This is a genomic window from Microbacterium sp. BH-3-3-3 (assembly GCF_001792815.1).
Classification (GTDB): Bacteria; Actinomycetota; Actinomycetes; order Actinomycetales; family Microbacteriaceae; genus Microbacterium.
This window is the reverse complement of sequence record NZ_CP017674.1, coordinates 3,105,345-3,125,200: the sequence shown is the minus strand read 5'-3', so window position 1 is coordinate 3,125,200 and position 19,856 is coordinate 3,105,345. Positions and strand designations below refer to the sequence as shown.

16 protein-coding genes and 1 tRNA gene are annotated in these 19,856 nt (G+C 62.8%); 8 read left to right on the top strand and 9 right to left on the bottom strand.

All coding sequences use genetic code 11. The features are described 5' to 3' along the window. Positions 1 to 10 precede the first annotated feature (10 nt). From BJP65_RS14420 to BJP65_RS16365, 5 genes are all read left to right on the top strand, one after another. Positions 11 to 1,564, top strand: coding sequence for a hypothetical protein (locus tag BJP65_RS14420; protein ID WP_258027488.1), 1,554 nt, complete (start codon positions 11 to 13; stop codon positions 1,562 to 1,564). A gap of 94 nt (positions 1,565 to 1,658) precedes the next feature. Then, positions 1,659 to 2,153, top strand: coding sequence for a MarR family winged helix-turn-helix transcriptional regulator (locus BJP65_RS14415; protein ID WP_219811354.1), 495 nt, complete (start codon positions 1,659 to 1,661; stop codon positions 2,151 to 2,153). Positions 2,154 to 2,280: 127 nt separating this feature from the next. Beyond that, on the top strand, positions 2,281 to 3,087 hold the full coding sequence (locus BJP65_RS14410; protein WP_070409587.1) for an MBL fold metallo-hydrolase: 807 nt from the start codon (positions 2,281 to 2,283) through the stop codon (positions 3,085 to 3,087). After that, a complete protein-coding gene (locus tag BJP65_RS14405; protein WP_070409586.1) occupies positions 3,078 to 3,503 on the top strand; it encodes a nuclear transport factor 2 family protein in 426 nt (141 codons plus the stop codon). Before BJP65_RS14410 ends, BJP65_RS14405 begins: the two co-directional genes overlap by 10 nt. 387 nt (positions 3,504 to 3,890) lie before the next feature. Beyond that, a complete protein-coding gene (locus tag BJP65_RS16365; RefSeq protein WP_083285877.1) occupies positions 3,891 to 4,118 on the top strand; it encodes a hypothetical protein in 228 nt (75 codons plus the stop codon). A gap of 128 nt (positions 4,119 to 4,246) precedes the next feature. On the opposite strand, the gene BJP65_RS14400 is transcribed toward BJP65_RS16365, so the two are convergent. The 3 genes from BJP65_RS14400 to BJP65_RS14390 all read right to left on the bottom strand — a co-directional run bounded on the left by BJP65_RS14400 (position 4,247) and on the right by BJP65_RS14390 (position 12,146). Then, entirely contained in the window at positions 4,247 to 6,502 is a 2,256-nt protein-coding gene (locus BJP65_RS14400) for an AAA family ATPase (RefSeq protein WP_070409585.1), read from the bottom strand. Continuing rightward, the gene (locus tag BJP65_RS14395; RefSeq protein ID WP_258027487.1) at positions 6,495 to 11,321 is read right to left on the bottom strand and encodes a type ISP restriction/modification enzyme; all 4,827 of its coding nucleotides are present in this window, start codon (positions 11,319 to 11,321) and stop codon (positions 6,495 to 6,497) included. The genes BJP65_RS14400 and BJP65_RS14395 overlap by 8 nt, the downstream gene beginning before the upstream one ends. 231 nt (positions 11,322 to 11,552) lie before the next feature. After that, the gene (locus BJP65_RS14390; RefSeq protein ID WP_219811353.1) at positions 11,553 to 12,146 is read right to left on the bottom strand and encodes a hypothetical protein; all 594 of its coding nucleotides are present in this window, start codon (positions 12,144 to 12,146) and stop codon (positions 11,553 to 11,555) included. A gap of 261 nt (positions 12,147 to 12,407) precedes the next feature. On the opposite strand from BJP65_RS14390, the gene BJP65_RS14385 reads away from it, so the two are divergent. Further along, positions 12,408 to 14,450 (top strand): ATP-binding protein, encoded by a 2,043-nt coding sequence (locus BJP65_RS14385; protein WP_070409583.1) that lies wholly within the window; start codon positions 12,408 to 12,410, stop codon positions 14,448 to 14,450. Between the two features lie 32 nt (positions 14,451 to 14,482). Here the strand turns inward: BJP65_RS14385 and BJP65_RS16680 are convergent. The 4 genes from BJP65_RS16680 to BJP65_RS16905 all read right to left on the bottom strand — a co-directional run bounded on the left by BJP65_RS16680 (position 14,483) and on the right by BJP65_RS16905 (position 16,424). After that, positions 14,483 to 14,550 (bottom strand) — tRNA-OTHER (locus BJP65_RS16680). Between the two features lie 55 nt (positions 14,551 to 14,605). Then, positions 14,606 to 15,097 carry a helix-turn-helix domain-containing protein gene (locus tag BJP65_RS14380; RefSeq protein WP_156784912.1) on the bottom strand — a complete coding sequence of 164 codons (492 nt, stop codon included), beginning with the start codon at positions 15,095 to 15,097 and terminating at the stop codon, positions 14,606 to 14,608. A 491-nt stretch (positions 15,098 to 15,588) separates the two neighbouring features. Beyond that, entirely contained in the window at positions 15,589 to 16,116 is a 528-nt protein-coding gene (locus BJP65_RS16910) for a DUF3846 domain-containing protein (protein WP_070409581.1), read from the bottom strand. 155 nt (positions 16,117 to 16,271) lie between these two features. Then, a complete protein-coding gene (locus tag BJP65_RS16905) occupies positions 16,272 to 16,424 on the bottom strand; it encodes a hypothetical protein (RefSeq protein WP_219811352.1) in 153 nt (50 codons plus the stop codon). A 712-nt stretch (positions 16,425 to 17,136) separates the two neighbouring features. Here BJP65_RS16905 and BJP65_RS14370 point away from each other — a divergent pair. Further along, a complete protein-coding gene (locus tag BJP65_RS14370; RefSeq protein WP_258027486.1) occupies positions 17,137 to 17,661 on the top strand; it encodes a GIY-YIG nuclease family protein in 525 nt (174 codons plus the stop codon). A gap of 108 nt (positions 17,662 to 17,769) precedes the next feature. Here BJP65_RS14370 and BJP65_RS14365 read toward each other — a convergent pair whose 3' ends face one another. Further along, positions 17,770 to 18,879: a hypothetical protein gene (locus tag BJP65_RS14365; RefSeq protein WP_070409580.1), complete on the bottom strand. Its 1,110-nt coding sequence runs from the start codon at positions 18,877 to 18,879 to the stop codon at positions 17,770 to 17,772. 273 nt (positions 18,880 to 19,152) lie between these two features. Beyond that, positions 19,153 to 19,440, bottom strand: coding sequence for a hypothetical protein (locus BJP65_RS16675; protein WP_156784910.1), 288 nt, complete (start codon positions 19,438 to 19,440; stop codon positions 19,153 to 19,155). Between the two features lie 29 nt (positions 19,441 to 19,469). On the opposite strand from BJP65_RS16675, the gene BJP65_RS16670 reads away from it, so the two are divergent. Then, a complete protein-coding gene (locus tag BJP65_RS16670) occupies positions 19,470 to 19,811 on the top strand; it encodes a hypothetical protein (protein WP_156784909.1) in 342 nt (113 codons plus the stop codon). Positions 19,812 to 19,856: the final 45 nt, after the last annotated feature.

Below are 19,856 nucleotides of genomic sequence, written 5' to 3'. Positions count from 1 at the left end.
CCGGTTCCGCGTGCTGGGCAACACCCTCACGCGGAGCCCCATGCAGCTGGTCGGCTTCATCTTCGGTGTCATCGGCGCCCTCTGGATGCTGCTGCTGGCCGGGGTCGGCCTCTTCTTCATCGGCACCCTCGATTTCGACATCGCGCGGGCGGCGGTCACGGCCGGCGGCGCCGTGCTGACGCTCGGATGGGTGATCGGCCCGGTGTTCGCCGCGGGGATCGACACCACCCTCGACCCCGCCAAGCTCGCGCCGTTCCCCATGACGACGCGGCAGATGATGGTGGCCATCACCGCCGGCGGGCTCACCGGCGTTCCCGGGATCGCCACGAGCCTCGGCGCCCTGTTGACCTTCCTCGTGTGGCTGCGCGAACCCGTCGCGGCGATCGCGGCGCTCGTCTGCGTGCCGCTGGGCGTGCTCATCTGCGTGGTCGCCTCGCGGGCGGTGGCGGCCCTGGCGGGCGGCCTCGGCGGCGGACGACGCACGCGCGAGCTCATCGGCCTCATCGGCTTCGCGGTGCTCATCTTCGCCAGCCCCCTGTTGGTCGGCATCCTCAACGGCGTCCGTGCGGCGACCGACCAGGGCGTGCAGATGCAGTCGATCGTCGACGGTGTCGCGTGGACGCCGATCGGTGCGGCCTGGGCCGTACCGGGCGACCTCGCCGCCGGCGCGTGGCTTCCCGCGGTGGTGAGGTTCGTCATCGCCGCCGCCACGCTGTCGGTGCTCTGGCTGCTGTGGAACCGCAGTCTGGCGGCCTCGGTCGTCGCTCCCCCGGCCCGCTCCGCGGCTCGCCGTCGCTCGGGCTCGCTGGGCTGGTTCGGGGTCATGCCCTCGAGTCCCGTGGGCGCGACCTGGGCGCGCTCGCTCACGTCGTGGACGCGGGACATGCGCTACATCAAGCAGCTGCTGTTGATCCCGTTCGCGCCGGTGCTCATCCTGCTGTACTCGCAGTGGAACCTGTCGTCCGCGTTCTTCGCCCTGTCGGGGCTGCTCGTGGGCTTCTTCGCCGGGATCCTCGCGTACACCGATGTCTCGTACGACGGCACCGCCTTCGCCACGGTCATGCAGACCGGCATCCGCGGACGCGACGACCGCCTCGGACGCATGCTCGGCGCGGCGACCGTCAGCGTTCCCCTGGTCATCCTCGCCGACCTCGTCACCCTCGGCATCGCCGCGCGCTGGGACCTACTCCCGGCGGTGCTCGGCGCCTCTCTCGCCCTCACCCTGGTGGGGCTCGGGGTGAGCGCCGTGAGCTCGGCGTTCCTCGTCATCCCGACGCCGGCGCCCGGCGATTCGCCGTTCAAACGCGTGCCGGGGTCGACGTTCGCGATGTTCCTGACGTTCTTCGCGTGCTGGGTGCTCGTCGCCGTCCTGTCATTGCCCGCCGTGATCCCCGCGCTGATCGCCGCGTTCGGCGGTTCGGCCGTGGCCGGATGGATCGCCCTCGCGGTCGGGCCCGTGCTCGGAGTCGTCGTGTTCGCGATCGGCATCGTGGTGGGCGGACGTCGTTTCGACGCGGGCGCTCCGGCGCTGCTCGCACAGCTGCGGACGTATCAGGGGGCGTGAACCGACGCGGCGATACCCGGTGCCGCACGTGTCCGAGGGCCGGTCGACGGGCGTCGGAGGGCGCTGAATTGCGGGACCGCCATATCATCAGGGGGTGACCGCCGACCACATGTTCCACACCCCGCAGGAAGCGGCCAACGATCCGCGAATCCTGATCTTCGGCCGGCTGATAGGTGCGGCGAACCGACTCGAGTACATCCTGGGTCGCGATCTCGAATCCCACACGGGTCTCAGCCACACCCTGTTCGAACTCCTGCTCATGGTGGGGCGCAGTGGGGACGGCGGTCTTCCGGTGCGTGACATCGCACAGGGCAGGGTTCTGACCTCCGGCGGCGCAACCCGCCTCGTCCAGCGTGGGGTGGACCAAGGACTCGTCGCCCGTACCCCGTCGGAGACGGACGCACGCGTGCAGCTGATCACGCTGACAGACGCGGGACGCGACCTCTTGCTGCGAGCGAGCGCGATCCATACCCGCAACATCGAGCGGTATATCGTCGACGTCCTCAGCGCCGACGACGCGGCGATCTTCGCCCGTTCCCTCCGCACCCTCAGCGTCAACGCTGCGCGGGCTCTGCCTCCGATGCCGTGACGTCGGATCCGGACCGAGGGTGCGGGAATAGCTGAGCAGTCAGCTTTTGTTGTCCTGATCGTGCATCACACACGTGTGCACGACCCGGATGCCTCCGGGCCTCCCTCAGGAAGGATCATTCGCTGCCATGTCACTCACTTTCGAGGTACTCGATCTGGACTTCCCGGTCGGGTCGAAGAACAAGTCCGCTGTGCTCGTCACGGGCGAGACCGAAGCCGTTCTGATCGATGCCGGATTCACGTTGGCGGACGGCCACCGCCTCGTCGCCGCCATCCTCGACTCCGGCAAGAAGCTCACGACGGTGTTCGTCAGCCACGCCGACCCCGACTTCTCCTTCGGTCTGGAGATCATCGCTGACGCCTTCCCGAATGCCGAGCTGGTCGCGACCCCGATCGTGATCGAGCACATCCAGGCGTCGTTCGAGGGCAAGCTCGGCGCGTGGGCGGCACTCGGCGCGAACCTCCCCACGCGTCTGACGCCCATCACTCCGCTCGCCGGCGATGGCATCGACATCGAGGGTCAGCGCCTCGAGCTGCGCGGAGGATCCGCCCTGCTTCCCGACCGGCACTACCTGTGGCATGCGGAGAGCCGCACCATCCTCGGCGGTGTCCTGGTGTTCCAGCAGGAACACGTCTGGACAGCCGACACCGCCACCCCTGAGCTCCGCAGCGCCTGGGTCTCCCTCCTCGACGAGATGAAGGCCCTCGATCCGGCGGTCGTCGTCGCCGGCCACCGGCTCCCCGAGACGCCGAACGACATCAGCGCGATCGAGTACACGCATGATTACCTCGCGACGTTCGAACGCCTCGTCGCACAGTCTCCGGACGGAGCGGCGGTCACCGCGGCGCTCGTCGAGCACTACCCTGACTCGGGCATGCTGATCGCGGCTCAGATCGGGCCGAAGGTTGCGAAGGGTGAAATGACATGGGGCTGAACACCGAATCCGATTTCGACACCTCGCCGGCGCCTCGCGACGTCGTGCGTCGTCAGTATCTCGCGTCGGCGGCGGGCGACCTCACGGCGCTGCGCGCCACGATGGCCCCCGACGTCGAGTGGACCGAGATGGCGGGGTTCCCGCTCGCCGGAACCTACCGCACTCCCGAGGGCGTCACCTCGAACGTGATGGAGATCCTCGGCCGGGACTGGGACGGCTGGGCCGCCCACGACGACACCTACGTCGTCGACGGTGAGAACGTCGTCGTGCTGGCTCGTTACACCGCCACCAACAAGGCCACGGGCAAAGACCTCGACGTGCGTGTCGCTCACCACTTCGTGGTGCGCGGTGGACTGATCGTGCGTTTCGAACAGTTCGTGGACACGGCGAAAGTCGCCGAAGCTCTCACCGTCTGAGACGAGAACCCGCACCGCCGCCGCGAAGAGGTCGCGCCGGCGGTGCGGGCGCGTTTTCGCGCGCGACCGCAGCCGAACAGCAGCTCTCGAAGAAGCGAGCCGACGCACGATTCGAGCGAACTCCTCTACAGGCGAGGGCACATACAGAAACAAAACGGCCGATCGGACATGATTTCTCATGTTCGATCGGCCGTCTTCTCGGTGGGCGTCCTGGGTGCTTACTCGAATACAAAAGAGACAGCCTGTCAACTTCGTTCTCTGATTGAAAAGGCACGGGCTGAGCGTATAGATCGTCTGCCAATCCAACGGACGGCTCCGCGACCGCCCAAGGAACTGCCAGGCGACGTTCAGACTGCAATCCTCGAGGCCTACCTTGCGGGGCAGACCATGAACGATCTCGCCAAATCGCACGGAGGTGCGCGCCCGAAGGTTCATGTCATCACGCAAGCGCAAGTTGCAACGGCCAGCCGGCTCTACCTGTCCGGGCTGTCGCTAGCGAACGTTGGCGAGAAGCTGGGCTTCAATGCGCAGACGATCGCAACCCATCTTCGACGGGCCGGTGTCGCCCTTCGGGATCCACACGGTCGCGTCCCACGAGCGCAACTACCCGATTGATTATGGACACATTTGCGAGATAGTCAATGGCTAACTGAGCACGGTGTCCGTATGACGCCGAGATGAAGGAGCGTTCTCGATTTTTGCCCCGATCGATTGACGCATACGCGAAAGAGAAACCGCCTCACTCAAGCCAGGGCGGCCACGTCCTCCTCGTCCAGGCTCTTCTTCCCGTAGAGCATCATCCGATAGTGCGCCTCATGTTTCGTCACAGCGAAAACGCGCGCAAAGACCTGCAAGTACAGGTCTTGGCTTATGGGCGACGGCGAGTAGTAAGCGTCCTCGATCACCGAGTGCGATCCATCGTTGACCCAGCGGAAGAGCGCCTGGAAGATGTGCCGCTCATCGGCGTTGAGCAAGGGGGTAATCTCGTCGTCCCAGATGCCGCCGCCCATGACGCGGAAGTAGCTTTCAAGAATCCGACGCAGGATGTTCTCTAGACCGATGATGTTCATCTGTTCACCATCAATAGCTCGCCGCACCTCCGCCCAGAGTCGTCCGTACTCCGTCTCCACAGGGTTCTTACGGCTCGACTCAACAGTGCTCGGGGTCGACGGTCGCTTCCGGATTAGGAAGAACGTGCGCCCGCCACTGCTCTCACCCTGTCTCAGGTGAGCGATCTCCTTGTGGAAGTACACGTTGTGGGTCAGGACGAGCACTTGCTCGATCCGGTCCGAACCGGACGCCGCGCGCCCAATGAGTTGCCTCACGAGTGTGCCCACAACGAAGAGCACATCGCTGTCGAGGCTGGAGATTGGATCATCGATGACCGCGAGAGTCCGGGGTTCATCGTCCGCGCCTTCGGTTCGTCCGTCGAGCAAGTGGAAGTAGTAGAGGAATGCGATGAACGTTCGCTCACCCTCACTCAGCGACCGTTCTTTTACCTCTCCGTCTCCACGCGACAGCATGTAGCCGTTTGGAAGCGAAGTGGACTCCACGATCTTGAACGACGTGAATCCGCTCCGCTCCAAGATGCCGTTGATCTGCTCGATCACTGGGCGGGTTGACTCCACCGACCGTTGGAGCAATCGAACTTCATCGTCAAGAGCCGCGATCTTGCCGGTCGCCTCCGTGACTTTGCTTTGAAGAGTCTTGATTCCGGTGTCGCGGGACTCCTGCTTCCGCTCGTACGTCGCGACCGTGCCTGCGAGTGAGACCTCGGCGAGATAGCGCCAGCACCTGCCGACAAGAAGTGGGCGCTCCGTTCGAGGACTTCCCACGAGTTTGTTATGAGCGTCAATGCCGTTGTTTGCAACGACAATCACGTCGTTGACAGCCTTCAACACCGATTCGACGGACTCAAACTCGACCGCCTCGGACGGAGTAGCGATCTTCTTCGCGAGTAGCGCGGCATTCGCCGCAATCACCTTGTCGAGCTTGTGCCGAGCCGTCTGGAAGGCTGTCTTGTCTATGAACCCAGAGGATGCGAGGGAAGGCGCGTCGGCCGCGGCGGCAAGCAGCGCCTGCCATGCGTCGAATTCCGTTTTGAACGCATCGATGTCGGCTCGTTGCGCAGTGTAGTGGTCGTCGAACATGATCGCGAGATCGGCAACCAAGTTGGCCGGAGCGGTCTGCTGGCAGAAGGGGCAGACCCCGTTGCTCTCGTGAAGGAACGAACGCCCCGTGGCGACCCAGTCACTACTGCCCAACTGCTCGACGAGTTCGCTGAGGGTGACTGTTCCGCTCCCGACGACACGGGTGCCCAGCAGCTTGTAGCCCTCGTGATCTTGCAACGCAAACACCGGAAGCGCGGCGAGCTTCCCCACGACGGTGCTGTCACCTGAGAACACCGCTTCTGCGTTTGAGGTGAGGTCGGCGAGCACCGGAACCGGCTCATCTTTGGCGGGGAGCGCCAAGAGCCGATCGACAAGCGTCTGCTTAGAGTTGCCGATCCCTCCTGCCCCCGTGAAGGCGGGTTTGAGCGAAGGGTTCGCGTCGGTGAACGCCTTGTACGCGTCCCATGCCGTTTGCAGAAACGCAGCATTGGCGTCGGAGTCTGCCGTCTGAGCTTGCGTCAGGCTGTTGTTCGCGCGCCCGAGCGCATCGACCGCTTGAGCCCGCTCGCCGGTGTCCCCCTCGATCTGTTCGAGACGGGTCTCGGCTTCGGCGCTCTTGTCGCCGATCACGAAGACACCCGGAATGCGGCTCGACTCGCGGAGCACCATGCTCACAAAGTCACGGTTGTAGACCTTGATCGCCAGAGGTGCAGAGTCGTGCCAGACGAAGCCCGCAGTCGCTTCGTGGGAGCCATCGAGCGCACGACTGATCGTGGTCTTCCCGGAGCCATTAGGACCGAAGAAGAAGTTGACCCGCTGGAGCGCCTTGAGGACGAGCGGCGTCGATCCGAAACACGCACCCCCAGTGATCGTCAGTTGCTCAAGCACCGACGACCTCCAGCGACGGCAGCCCGTTCACGATCCTGACCGTCTCCACGCTCACCGTCGTGATCCGCTTGATGAGGTCGAGGATGTAGCGCGGGTCACCACGCTCGTCCCCCCACGCGTTCGCATCGTTAACGATTCCGGACGCCTTGTCCGTCTTGACCTGATACCGCTCGATGATCCAGTCGAGCGCCGACCGCGAGCCGAGCAGATACTCCTGCGCCTCCTCGGGAATACCGGTGACTGTGACGCCCTCGTTGTAGATGATGGTCGTCTTATTGTCCTGGCGACCTTCCTTCGCGTACCGCATCTTCGTGACACGCAGAGAGGCGTTGGGCGTGAGGTTCTCGATGAGCGGGTACGGCTCGACGGTCTCGTAGTTCAGGTGAAGCTCGGAGAGCGCGCGTCCCGCCTTCACGAACTCCTTGAACGTCTTCACCTTCGGGATACGCGGGAGCATCTTCTTGAGGTCAGCCTCGAACTCGGCACGGTACTCGCGCGAGTGCAGCAACCCGTAGACGTAGAAGAAGATGTCGTCCTTGGATACGCCATTGCCATAGCTCTGCTGGTAGTCGGTCAGAATCTCGTCGGTGATGTTGTCGATGCGCTCGAACCCCGACTGCGCGGGAGCCGTGAGCTTGCCATCGACCTCGTCGAAAACGCCGAGCGTGCCATCCTCCGGGAAGAGTGCCGACGGATCGCTCTCAGCAGCGCGGTATGTGTAGCGCGGGAAGAACTGACCACCCTCCGAGCCCCACAGGTTGAGGTCGGGCACGAACTTGACCATCAGCGCCGAGAAAGGTTTCAAGGCTCCGAGCCCGGTTGTGTAGAAGCCCTGGTTCGGTGTCGTCGGAGTCGGAAACGCCTCTGCAAGCTGTGCGCGGCGATGGATCAGCTGCGAGTCGAAGTAGACATGCTGGAGGGAGAACGGGCGGTACATCGCGACGTACTGCGATGCGGTGGCATCGAACGTTGACCTTCGTTCACGCTTGATGTCGGGTTCAAGGGAGCTTGTCCAACTGACAAACATCGCATCGCGGTTTAGGAAAGAAGCAATGTCGGCGGGGCGTCCGGCCGACACCCAACGATCAAGCTCGGAGTTGAAGTTTGAGATCATCCTGGAAACGTTGCTGACCATGCCAGCACCCGAGAAGTTGTACACCCAGGCGTCACGCCCGGAACCGAGACCAGTGGAGCGCAGCCGCAATATTCGGAGCTCTCGGGACTTCGCATCCTTCGCTGCGACGGGTATGTAGGTCGTGAACTCATCGCTTCGCTGGGCGAGCCAATCTCCCTCGGGTGAGGGTTCCAGGTGCTGCCACGGAATCCCGGTCAACGAGCCGAGAGATTTGACCTTCGCTAGCTTCTGTTCACGGCTGAGATAGTCGCCGATGTCGAAGTAGTGGAGAACTGCTGGTGTTCTGCGCTTTGGATTCTTGACGAACAATGCGATGGCGATCGTCGCGCGCGAGCCCGACCCGAACACTTTGCCACCCTCGCGCCTCGACTGCTCCCCCGACGTGCGCTGATTCCCCCTGAGATTGATGATGTAGACACTCGTGAACTCGTCAGCAATGCTCAGCCGAACGCCGTCAGCCGAGTTCGACTCGATGTAACCGCCGTTCGAGACGAAAGCGACAACGCCTTCTGACCCGATCCTGTCGGAAGCCCACCTCAACGCTCGTAGGTAGCTGTCAAACAAGCGGTTTTTGTTTGTCGCACCCGATCGAGCGCCATAGGTGTCCCGAATGCGTGAATCGAGAGTTTTGTACTCGTTGTTCGCGTTCGCATCATTGCTGGTCTTCTGCCCTGCCGAGTAGGGAGGGTTGCCGATGATGACGCGGATGTCGCGTTCCTTCTGAGCGACGACTCGATCGTTGTTCGCCTGAAAGATGCCCATGTCGTCGAGTTCGTCATCGTCTTCGAACATTTGGAAAGTGTCTGTGAGAACGATGCCGTCGAACGGGACGTACTCTCCCCCGCGCAACTCGTGGTACGTCTCTTCGATGTTGATCGCCGCGACGTAGTACGCGAGCAGAACGATCTCGTTCGCATGAAGCTCGTAGCGGTACTTGCGCGCGAGGTCGTGCGGATTAATCAGCCCCGATTGCAGCAGCCGCACGATGAACGTGCCCGTCCCGGTGAACGGGTCGAGGATATGGATGCCCTCATCGGACAGCGTCGCGTCGAACTCGTCTTCGAGGATGTCATTGACCGAGTAGATGATGAAGTCCACGATCTCGTTCGGCGTGTAAACGATCCCGAGCTTCTCGCTGGTTTTCGAGAACGCGGTCGAGAAGAACTTCTCGTAGAGGTCCTTGACAATCGTCTGCTTCGCTGCCGCATCGTCGATGCCGGAAGCGCGTATACGGACAGATTCGTAAAACGCTTCGAGCTTGACGGTCTCGTTCTCCAGGTTTTCACCGTCGAGCACCTTGACCATCGAGTTCATGACCTGCGAAACCGGGTTGTTCTCCGAGAATGCGTACCCCTCGAACAGCGCGTCGAAGACGGGCTGCGTGATGAGGTGCTGTGAGATCATCTGCACCGCATCGTCATGCGAGATGTCCGGGTTCAAGTTGAGCCTCAGCCCTTCGGTGAACGCCTCGAACTCCTCGCGGATGAGCTTGTTGTCACCGTTGACGAGAGCGTTGATCCGGGTCGAGTGGGCTTCTGCGATCGCGGCGACGTCGATCGCCCAGTTCTCCCAGTAGCGACGCTGACCGACCTTCTGAACGACCTTGGAGAGGATCGCATCGCGCCACGCTTCGATCTTCGAGAAGTCAAGCTGCAGAGCCGACTGCACCTTGTCGGCACCCTTGGTTGCCGAGTCTTCCTCGTCGTCACTCTTGCCACCGCCTGCGCCGATCACGTCGACCATGAGCCGGTTGGTCTTCTTGGTGAGGTCGATCTTGTTGACCTCGGCGTCGAAGCGTTCGTCGTGCGCGCGGAGTGCCTGGAGCACCTGCCATACGACCCGGTACTTGTCGTTGTTGTTCAGCGCCTCGTCGGGTTCGACTCCGCTCGGGATGCCGATGGGGAGGATGACGTAGCCGAACTTCTTGCCCGCCATCTTGCGCATGACGCGACCAACCGACTGCACGACGTCAACAACGGACTTGCGTGCGTTCATGAACATCACCGCGTCAAGCGCGGGAACGTCCACACCTTCGGAAAGGCACTTCGCGTTCGAGAGGATGCGGACGGTGCTCTCCGGGGACGGCTCCTTGAGCCAGTCGAGCTTCTCATTGCGCACGAGCATCGACTGCGTGCCGTCGACGTGACGTGCCTCAGCGTGAAGAAGTCGGGCGGAGTCCTCGCCCGATGCTTCGATGCGATCGATCTCTCCCTCCACGACCTGCTGGAACGCATCCGCGAGCTTGCGTGAGGTCGCGATGTCCTTGGCGAACATCACCGCTCGCTGCATCGGCGATGGGTCGTCCTGGTACTCCCCGGGGATCACCGATCGCTTTGACAGTCCGTTCCAGGTGCCGACGATCTTCGCGGTGTCCTCCATCGCGAGTTCATAGCCGTCCTGCGACATCAAGCCCTGGAACTCGCGAGCGACAAAACCCTCGTCCACGGCGAGCACAAGCACCTTGTAGTCAGTGAGGCGACCCATGCTGACTGCCTGACCGAAACCGAGACGGTGGAACTCCGGTCCGTAGACCGACTCGTCATCCATGTCGGCGAGCTTCGCGCCGATCTCCCCTGCCTTTTTGCGGGTGCCGTCCGAGAAGATGCGCGGCGTCGCGGTCATGTAGAGGCGCTTCTTGCCCTGCACGAAGGCCTGGTCGTGCACCTTCATGAACGCGGACTCATCGTCATCGCTCATCGCCGCGCCCGTCGTCCGGTGCGCTTCGTCGCTGACAATCAAGTCGAACTCCGGCAGCCCCATCCCCTGCGCCTTCGAGATGACCGGGAGTGACTGATAGGTCGAGAAGACCACGTTGAGCTTGTCGGAGCCGTCGCCCTGCGAGAACTGCTTGACGAGAGCCGAAGCGTTCGTCGTAGCGGGGAATGCAAGGTCAGTGATCGGAATGTCCTCTTCGGTGCGACGCTTGCCGACCGACACGTCCGAGCACACCGCGAACGAGCGGATCGGAACCTCGGCCTGAATCGTCCACTCCTTGAGCGTCTGCGACAACAGAGCGATCGACGGCATGAGGAACAGGACGGTTCCGCCCAGCGGGACGACCTTCTCCGCGAGGCGCAGCGAGGTGAAGGTCTTCCCCGTGCCACACGCCATGATGAGCTTCCCGCGATCGCGCCCGGTGAAGCCCGCGACGACATCGTTGATGGCGGTGCGCTGATAGTCGAACGGGGTCTTGAGTCGCTTCTTCTCGAGCTTCGCGGGCTCGTTCCACACGAACTGCGACCAGTCGATCGACGAGTCATCGAGGTCTTGCACGCGAAGACGCTCAACGGGAATCGACTGCCCGACTATCGCGTCCTCGGCGTTCTTTCCCCAGGTGTCCGACGTCGAGATCACAAGGCGCGAGGCGAACTCTGGTGTGTAGTCGACGGTCATCTTTCCGGACGCGGAGAGGAAGGAATCGAGCATTGGCTTCGTCACCGTGGTTGTAGGTGCAAAGAACTTGCACTGAATCGCGGTGAGTTCACCCGTGTCGCGGCTCCGGGCAACCAGATCGACGCCCGTGTCGGGACGGGCCCCACGCTCGGGATACTCCGACCAGCGCCACACCTCGTCGTACAACTCGGCGTACTGCGGCTCGGTGCGAAGAAACGCCTGCATCAACCGCTCGAAGTGCGCGCCCTTGTCATACTCGTCGAACGCGACCTTTCGGTACTGCTCTAACACGTCGTGGATGCTACTTACGTGTACGTCGTTGTTCGTCACAGGTGAGCTCAATTCGTCCGGGGAAACCTCAGTCTCAATCTACCGAGTGAGTCCGACGACCCCGCGGCGACTCGTCGATGCGAAACCGGCCGGGGCACGCCCGCGCGCTACCTCGCCCGAGGTCTCAGACTTATCCGGACCAAGGATTCTGGAACCGTGTCGCATACTTCGGAACCCATGCCCAGCCGCGACTCAGTTGAACTGGAAATCCTTGTATGAGCCTCGAACTATGAAGCGGCGACCCTCCTTGCGCCGCTGCACGAACCCAGCCACGGTGTCGACGTCGTCTGGCCGCATCTTCAGTTCGCGGCATTTCGTGCGCACTTGCTCCACGGTGATTGATGTCCAACGCTCCGGACGGTTCATCATGTCTGCCTTGAGCATGTCCTCCTCATTCCATTTGAGCCCCGACGAGTACCCAGCTGCCATCGAGGCGACGTACTCAAGGATCCCCTCAACGCCGCCTGGTAGCGGCTCGCCCGGTGCTGCCTGCTGTAGATCCGCGTTTGGCAGCACCGTCGTATCTTTCAGGAGTTGGATGGGGTTGGCATCCTCGATCCACTCGTGGGCCTCTGCTCCGCCATGCTCGATCACGACCAGCGCGTCCGCCTCGGCGTCCCACAGATCGTTGAGATGCTGGCGGTCCGGCCAGCAGTAGACGACTCGGTGACTTTGAAGCGTTCCGATCGAGAACCCACGCCACGTGCGCTGGGTGACACCGGGACGCCTGCTCAGGCGCTTGAGGCTGTCGCTAGAGAAGTCCTTCTGCGGCGTCACGATCACCACGGGGCCACCCTGCTGTTCGAGTAGCCATCGGATCGCTCGCAGATTCTGGGCCTCACGCGAGTCGTCTTCGCTGATTCGCGCGATCGCGACCGGGTATGTGGCGGTTGTAGGTGACATTGGGTTCCTTCGGTCCGGGTGTGCTGCGTCGCGATGCTAGGTGGAACCTCGGACATCGGCCACGCGCGAACAGGGCCGGGTTTATGGCGGCTCCTCGGTGAGACGATCCGATCGCCCGTCCGAAGCTCATGCGATGCTAGGCAAATGGAGAACCTCGATGTTGTGGTCGAGAACGCGCACCTCGTCACGCTTGCCAAGACGCCCAAGGTGGCGCTCGCCGAGTTGGTCTGGAACGCGATCGACGCAGATGCCACGAGTATTGCGCTCGACATCGAGTACGGCGCGCTGGGAGCCCCGGAGAGAATCACCGTCAACGACGACGGCGCCGGCATAGCGCCGGACGATCGCAAACAGACTTTCGGGGCGCTCGGGCACTCATGGAAGCGTTTGACGCAGCAGAGCCCTGGTGGCCGCTCGCTCCATGGCGAGCGTGGCGAGGGGCGCTGGGCAGCGCTCGGCATCGGTGACTCCGTCCGGTGGACGAGCGTCGCAGACAGCACCGCCGATGGGCGTGTCCGGTTCTCGATCTCAGCCAACAAGGCCGAGCTCAAACGCTTCACAGTCTCAGACCTAACGGCCGCACCCGGTGCTCGAACCGGCGTCGCCGTGGAGATCACGTCGCTATCGCAGCGCGGCGCGTCCTACGTGGAGTCCGACGTGGTCGCCGAGGACCTCCTGACCACCTTCGCGCTCCAAATCGAACAGTACGGTCTGGATTTGTCATGGCGCGGCCAGCACCTCAACGTCGAAGCGCTCAAGAAGGATCAGGTCGACATCCCCATACTCATAGAAGGCATCGACGATCCGATTGTCCTTACTGTGATCGAGTGGAAGTCGCCGGTGCAACGTCACCTTTACCTCTGCGATCAGGCCGGCAATTCGCTCCACGACATGAAGCCCGGGATCCAGGCACCGGGCTATCACTTCACGGGATACGTGAAGTGGGGCGGCTTCGTCGCCGACAGTAGCCTGCTGACACTCGAAGACGGCGCGCCCGAGCCCATCAAGTCTGTTATCGAGGCGGCTCGCGACGCACTCCGGAAGCACTTCTCGGCGAAGGAGGAGGAGCGCTCGGCTCGGCTCATCAAGCGGTGGAGGGACGAAGACTCCTATCCCTTCCGCGAACCTCCGAAGAACAAGGTCGAGGAAGCGGCACGCGGCATCTTCGACATCGTCGCGGTTGCGGCCGCTCCGGTCGTCGAGAAGACAGACTTTTCATCACGGAAGCTCTCACTCGAGCTGCTGAAGAACGCCGTCGAGACGAGCCCGTCGAATGTCCGTCATATCCTTGAGGAAGTGCTCAACCTCACGCCGGAACAAGCGGATGAACTGAGCGACCTCATAAAGAAGACATCGCTTGGAGCACTGCTACGCGTTGGCAACCAAGTGGTCGGCCGACTTGAATTCCTCACCGGACTTGAAGAGATCATCAACGATCGCGAGCTCAAGAAGCTGGTGACCGAACGTCGACAGCTGCACCGAATCCTCGCTCAAGAGACATGGGTGTTCCGCGAGGAGTACGCCCTCACCGTCGATGACAACACCCTCCGCACGGCGCTGCGAGCCCACACACAGCTGCTCGGTCGCGACGACCTTGCTCCGAGCGACCTGGATGCACCGGTGACCGATGGAGATGGTCGAGTCGTAGTCGTCGACATGATGCTGAGCCGCGTCATTGAGCAGTCCCGCAACCACCGCGAGCACATAGTGATCGAGCTCAAACGGCCGTCCGTCTCGATCGGCAAGGAGCAACTCGACCAGATCGAGAACTATGCCCAGACTGTGGCCGCTGACACGCGGTTCGCCGCCGTCAACACGACCTGGGAGTTCTGGATTGTTGGCGACGAGATCGACTCACGTATCAAGCACAAGTTCGGTCAAGGCAACCTCGCAGATGACGTCTACCAGGACTACATCGAGGCCGGGCACCACGTGATCATCCGGGCCGTCACGTGGGCGCGGATCATTCAAGATGCGCGCCACAGGATGAAGTTCATCAAGGACGCACTCGGTTATGACCCGTCTTCCGAGGCGAGCATGGAGTACCTACGCGCGCGGCACGGAAAGCTGCTTCCGACCGTACTGATGCCTGTGGCAACGGGCGCCCCCGGGAACGCGGAACAGACAGAGGCGGATGCGGATTCGGCAATTCTCGCCGATGCGTTTCGGGTTCCGATGCCTGAGTAGCACGCGCCCCAGCTCGGGCCTTGCGTGTGGTGTGCCCCTGGAGAGACTCGAACTCCCAACCGTTTCCTTAGGACGGAACCTTCCCTTGAGCTACAGAGGCGGACCCTCAAAGTCTACTCAGGTGAGGGGGCCCGCCTCAGAGCACGATTGCCCACTCACTCGGAGTAGCCGCGATGGGTGTTCTCCTTGATGAACGCCAACACGGATTCGCGAGTGATGTACTTTCTCGATCCGATCCGTGTGTGCTCGATGTCTCCTCGACTGGTGAGTTCGTAGACCGCGGAGTATGGAATCCCCAGCGCCTTTCCGGCGTCCTTGAGCGAGAGCAGCATCGGTCCCGACTCGGACAACAGGTTTGGGTGGATGACGGTGGTCTGTTCGGCTTCGGCGACTTCAATCTCCGACCCCACGTCCTTCCATGATCCGAAGAAGCCATAGGGTTGGCTGAACTCGTCCTGGACCTTCTTGGCGGCATCCTCTTCGTCCGTCGCGCGTATCCAGCGCTCCGCCACCTGCACGCGCGTGACGACGACCTTGTATCTCGTGTAGACCTCCCGTTTCTGTACTTGGCGAGTGCGGACCGTCGTTCGAGGCGCCGCCGTCTTCTTGCTCTGAACGCGCCGCATAGCCCGTGCTGTCGCGTCCACCTGCTCTTCGTCAACCGACGACGTCGCCGGTCTGTCGACTGCAACGCCAGGTCGCGCGGGACGAGCGTCGTACTCCGTTGGCGCAGGCCACGCCAGGCCACGCTCGGTGGGCTCTGCACGCCACGACGGGCCGTGTCCGCTGATGCGTGCCAAACCGCGGTTGGCGAGCGCCCGGGCGGTGATCCGGTGGGCGAAGTTGTCCTTGAGTTAGACCCCGGCCGGACAGCCCGCTCTGATCCACTCGAGCACGGCGATCTGAGTCGCGTTGAGCGTGATCAGACTTCGCTTTGGCAGATCGGTCATGTGGCCTCGCAACGAAGCTACCTCGACACAAACGCCATCGGCACGTTGTGGACGTGCCGCTCAGTGAAGGCGGCAGGATCCTGATCTTGACGGCCTTGGACGTGAAGAAGGCGGCGACCGCACCGGACGAGAACTCATGGTTCTCGAATCCGGGCAGTCGCCGCCATTCGAGCGGGTGCGCTGAGTTGTTAGGCCGCCGAAGCGGGCGCCACTCCCCCAGGTAGCTCGTCGGTCGGCACCGGAACAATTCGTACGTTCACCGCTGAGGTCCATCGCTCGACTGTGACCATTGCTACGATGAGCGCCTCGAAATAGTCGGTGTGAATGGCATGGCTCTGATGCCACCTCGGATCACCGAGCGACTTCACCTGAATTCGCCAGGCGCCGGCTTTCGTGAGGATATCGACGAGCGAGTGCGGAACGTCGGTGCTTTCACCACGACGGTTCGGGATGCCAACGATGGCGGCGTCGCCGACCAACATCGCGGTCTGGCGCGCCTCGTGCACTTCGTACCACCACAGGAACGTGGCGCGGCTGTCGAACGGCAGTTGCCGTCGCAGCCGTTCCTCATTGACGTAGATGGTGACGCCAAGCGACGGGATGTCGACCGGTTCCACGTAGCCGCCGACGACGGCTTGGTAGTCCTCGAGCTGGGTGAAGTCACCCAACTCGACGGCTGCGTCCTCGACAGCCGGTACAACGAGTCCTCTGACCATGTCTTCCTCCTTCGTGCGTGCGACCGGGAACCGGGAAAGTTCTTGAACAACCGCAGAACACGAACGAGTGCCGGACGTTGAGTTGGCGGGAGCGCGGTCAGGCGAGTGCGCGGAGCACTCAGCCCGAACCGTGCTGCCCGCCGTGGTCGGAGGTGTCAGTCCTCGATGTCTTGCGGGACGCGCACGACGCGCACCTCGTCGGTGCTGCGCCAGCGTTCGGCGATGAGCATGCCCCAGAGCAGCGCGTCGAAGTATGACTTGAAGCTGGTGCGGGTTTCGAACCAGATGGCGCCCCCGACGGGGCGCATCTGTATCGCGTACTCGGCGCCGTCGGTGAGCTTGCGGGCGATGTCGTCGGGGACGGCGCCCGCGGAGTACTCGTCCTCGAGGCACCCGGCGGATGACGACGTCGCCCATCAGCATGACTTGGAGCCGTGCCGAGGGGGTGAAGAACCACCAGAGCAGCGTGGCTCGAGAGTTCAGTGCCATCCGTCGGCGTCGGGCGCCTTCGTTGACGTAGACCGTGATGCCGAGCAGCGGGATATCGATGGGTTCGATCCAGCCGTCGACGGCAGTCTGGTAGTCCTCGAGGCTGCGAAACTCGCAGACCTCGACGGGTGCTCTTTCGTCACTCGGGACGACAATGCCTTGAACCAATGTGCACACCTCCTTGACGTGAGCGGCCGAGAACCCGGTCGATTCTCTAGATGGAAGCCGCAGGGCACCAACGAGGTGGTTTCGGGCAGCCGCCCGGGCAGAGTGCGCATGGCACTCGATACCCGGGACAGCCGCCCCTCTCCCGTACCCCCAGAAACGAGGGAGGGAGTGTTGCCCGACGAGGTGCAGCTCGCGCTGCAGCTCAGTCAGGCAGTCTTGCCACGAGGCGCAGGAGCCTTCGCTCCCCCGGCCGCGGATCCACCGAAGATCGCCTCGATCGCGCTCTGCTAGGTCTTCGCTTCGCGTTCGATCTCGCGCCTCTGGTCTGTCGTAGAGAATCGCGGCGAGACCGAAAATGACGGGGTGCGCCGCACCTTCGACCTTGTCGAATCCGCGCGCATGGCGGACCTTCGAAACCGCCTGGTGATCGGTTGGCGATCGCCGCGCACCTGGCGGCTCAATGGCCCGACGGCTGCTGGATACCCGGTGATGGAGATTGCCGATGCTCAGCCCGTTCCGTTTCCTGGCTTCGATCGCCTTATCCTGGATCACGCGCAGCTGCAGGCGGTGATGCGGGAGCATCGATACGCCTCGTGGCGCACTGCGCTGTCGTCCGTGATCGGTGTGTACCTGATTACGGACACACGCGACGGGCGGCGGTATGTGGGCAAAGCGGACGGCGCGGAGAACATTCGCCAGCGCTGGAACGCCTACGCGACCAACGGGCACGGCGACAACCGCGACTCGAAGTGCCTCGACCCGAAGAGCTTCCGCTTCTCACTCCTGCGCGTCTTTGACCCTTCGACGCCGACCCCGGTTATCAACGCGGCGGAGAGCCACTTCAAGGTCGCTCTCGATACGCGCGGCCACGGGCTGAATCCGAATTAGCGCCTCATTCCCCTTAGCGCGCTTCAGCGTTCCGGCACTTCCAGCTCCGCTTGATCGAAATGTCGGACATCACCGCATCGTGCGCGAGTAGGGACCGCGAACTCGTCGTCAGCGTCGATCACATCGGTCCTGAAGCTCGCTGATGATGGCGTGCTCCGCGCCGTTGGTCTCGCCATCAATCGCAGCCACTTGCTGGGCTGCATCAACAACGTCGTCGAGATCGCCAGGCTCAGCTTCAAGGAGCTGCCAGACCTCGGCAGGATCGAGGTCCAGAAGCTTGGCAAGCCGCTCATCGACGAACGCGTGATCTTCCCGAATGAGCTTCACCAGGTGCCTGAATAGCAGTGCTTCGTCGTCGGAGATACGGGCATCGGCCTCGATCACCAGCCACGCTACCCAGAGCATCAGCTGCGGGTGACGTGTCCGCTCGGATAGCTCTTCGGCGATTCGGATCACACGCGCGTCGTTTCGGAAAACGGTGCGAGCATGACGCCCCGCGATCAGCGTCGAATATCGGTTAAAGAGCACTGCGAGCGGAATACCGACGAGCGGGATACCGACCTTGACCACGTTCCGCTGCAGCAGGTACTTGCCGATCACCGGGAGGCTTTTAGCGGTAGTCAGCACCGCTCCTGAGTAGTACCGCTTGATGACCCTTCGCATGATCGGTGGCACGACCTTGATCACGCTCTCTCGAATAACCTCACCACTCTTGATCGTGAACGCCACTCGGATCAGCTTCCACAAGTCCTCGGGATCGGAGACGTCGAGCGGGACTCGGTACAGGACCGAAATGTCATACGCCAAGCGAAGCTGAAGCTGTGTCACGAACACGACATCGACCATGAGTGTCGCAAGCGCGGCCGGAATGGTGGCTTTCGCCGCGCCGCTGCGGCTGCCCAGCGTCGCGATGATGGCAGTGGTGTACGCCGAGGCGGATAGCCCTCCTTCGAGAGCGGCGTACCGGGCGGCGAGCTTGATCCGCTGATCGACAATGCCGTCGGGAGGAACTCCTTCGTAGCGCTCCTGGAAGTACTCCCACGTCGCCTTTTCTGTGTACGTTTCCAGCGCGACAGCACAAAGCTCTGCAAACCAGTTCCCGGAGTCAACGTCCTCAGTGCGGAGATTCTTGACGAAGTTTCGAAGCTTCGCGCGTTCGCGTTCGACGTGCTTGCGGTCGGCTACGTCGTCGTCGGCACCGAAAGGCTCATCGGTCATCGCGCATCCCCTCTACGTTGGCGTAGGTGCCAGCTTGCCAGGTCAGCATGCGCAGGCCAGAATGCGATGCGAAGTGCGCTGGCGTGATGTTGGTCCGCACCATCGCTGCCGCCGCGCGCCACGCAGATGGGGGCGGGGAACGCGCGGCCATCGAGTCGTGCCGTCCTCGGAGGTCGGAAGTCGAAGCTCAGACAGCACGAGATTGGCTCGCGGCTCTCCAGCAATCAGACGCCTCCATCCCTACGTGAGACAGGTAGCGGACTCGCGTCTGGTCTAGGTGGAGCGCGCCGTCAGGACGGCGGTGAGTTCGGCCATCACACGCTGGACATTCTCACGCTTGTCGTACGGCCCCGGCATCCGAAAGACCTTGGCCCCCGACGCTGTGGTCCGCGCCTGCAGTCCAGGAGCACCTTCGGAGCCAAGCAGCGCCTTGACCGGGTGGCGGAACACACAGACCAATAATTCGACCTGTCGTTCAGCGAGCTTCGCTGCGAGCTCAGCACTGCCGAAGCGAATTTCCTCGTTCGACACATCACCCTCGCCGACAGACGGTCGCTTCACGATGTCCGTGAAGCCAACCCTTGCGGCCAATGCTGCAACTGGTCGACTACATCCTGAACGCCCTGCAGCCGAGCGAAGCCGAACACGTCATCGTGCTCGATGCCTCCGATACCGAGGTGCCCGTCGGGTTCAACCCCCTCGACGTCGGCGACCGCGACCCACACATCGTCGTCGACGGCATCATCGCCGCCCTCGCCGCCACCTTCGAAGAGGGGTGGGGGTCCACGCACCGAGTACCTCATCCACGGATCGCTGCTCTCGCTCGCCCGCGCAGGGCAGGAGCGATCCGAGCCATTCACCCTGATCGATCTGCCGACACTCCTGACCGACGCCGCTTTCCGCCGCCCGGTCATCGCTGCTGTCCAGGATGACCCGACGCTGGCAGCGTTCTGGGCCGAGTTCGAAGACCTCCGCCC

What these genes read in the sequence shown, in the direction of transcription:
- BJP65_RS14410 (WP_070409587.1), top strand. Translation starts at nt 2,281, where the DNA reads ATGTCACTCACTTTCGAGGTACTCGATCTGGACTTCCCGGTCGGGTCG.
- BJP65_RS14405 (WP_070409586.1), top strand. Translation starts at nt 3,078, where the DNA reads ATGGGGCTGAACACCGAATCCGATTTCGACACCTCGCCGGCGCCTCGC.
- BJP65_RS16365 (WP_083285877.1), top strand. Translation starts at nt 3,891, where the DNA reads ATGAACGATCTCGCCAAATCGCACGGAGGTGCGCGCCCGAAGGTTCAT.
- BJP65_RS14385 (WP_070409583.1), top strand. Translation starts at nt 12,408, where the DNA reads ATGGAGAACCTCGATGTTGTGGTCGAGAACGCGCACCTCGTCACGCTT.
- BJP65_RS16910 (WP_070409581.1), bottom strand. Translation starts at nt 16,116, where the DNA reads ATGGTCAGAGGACTCGTTGTACCGGCTGTCGAGGACGCAGCCGTCGAG.
- BJP65_RS16905 (WP_219811352.1), bottom strand. Translation starts at nt 16,424, where the DNA reads ATGCGCCCCGTCGGGGGCGCCATCTGGTTCGAAACCCGCACCAGCTTC.
- BJP65_RS14365 (WP_070409580.1), bottom strand. Translation starts at nt 18,879, where the DNA reads ATGACCGATGAGCCTTTCGGTGCCGACGACGACGTAGCCGACCGCAAG.
- BJP65_RS16670 (WP_156784909.1), top strand. Translation starts at nt 19,470, where the DNA reads ATGCTGCAACTGGTCGACTACATCCTGAACGCCCTGCAGCCGAGCGAA.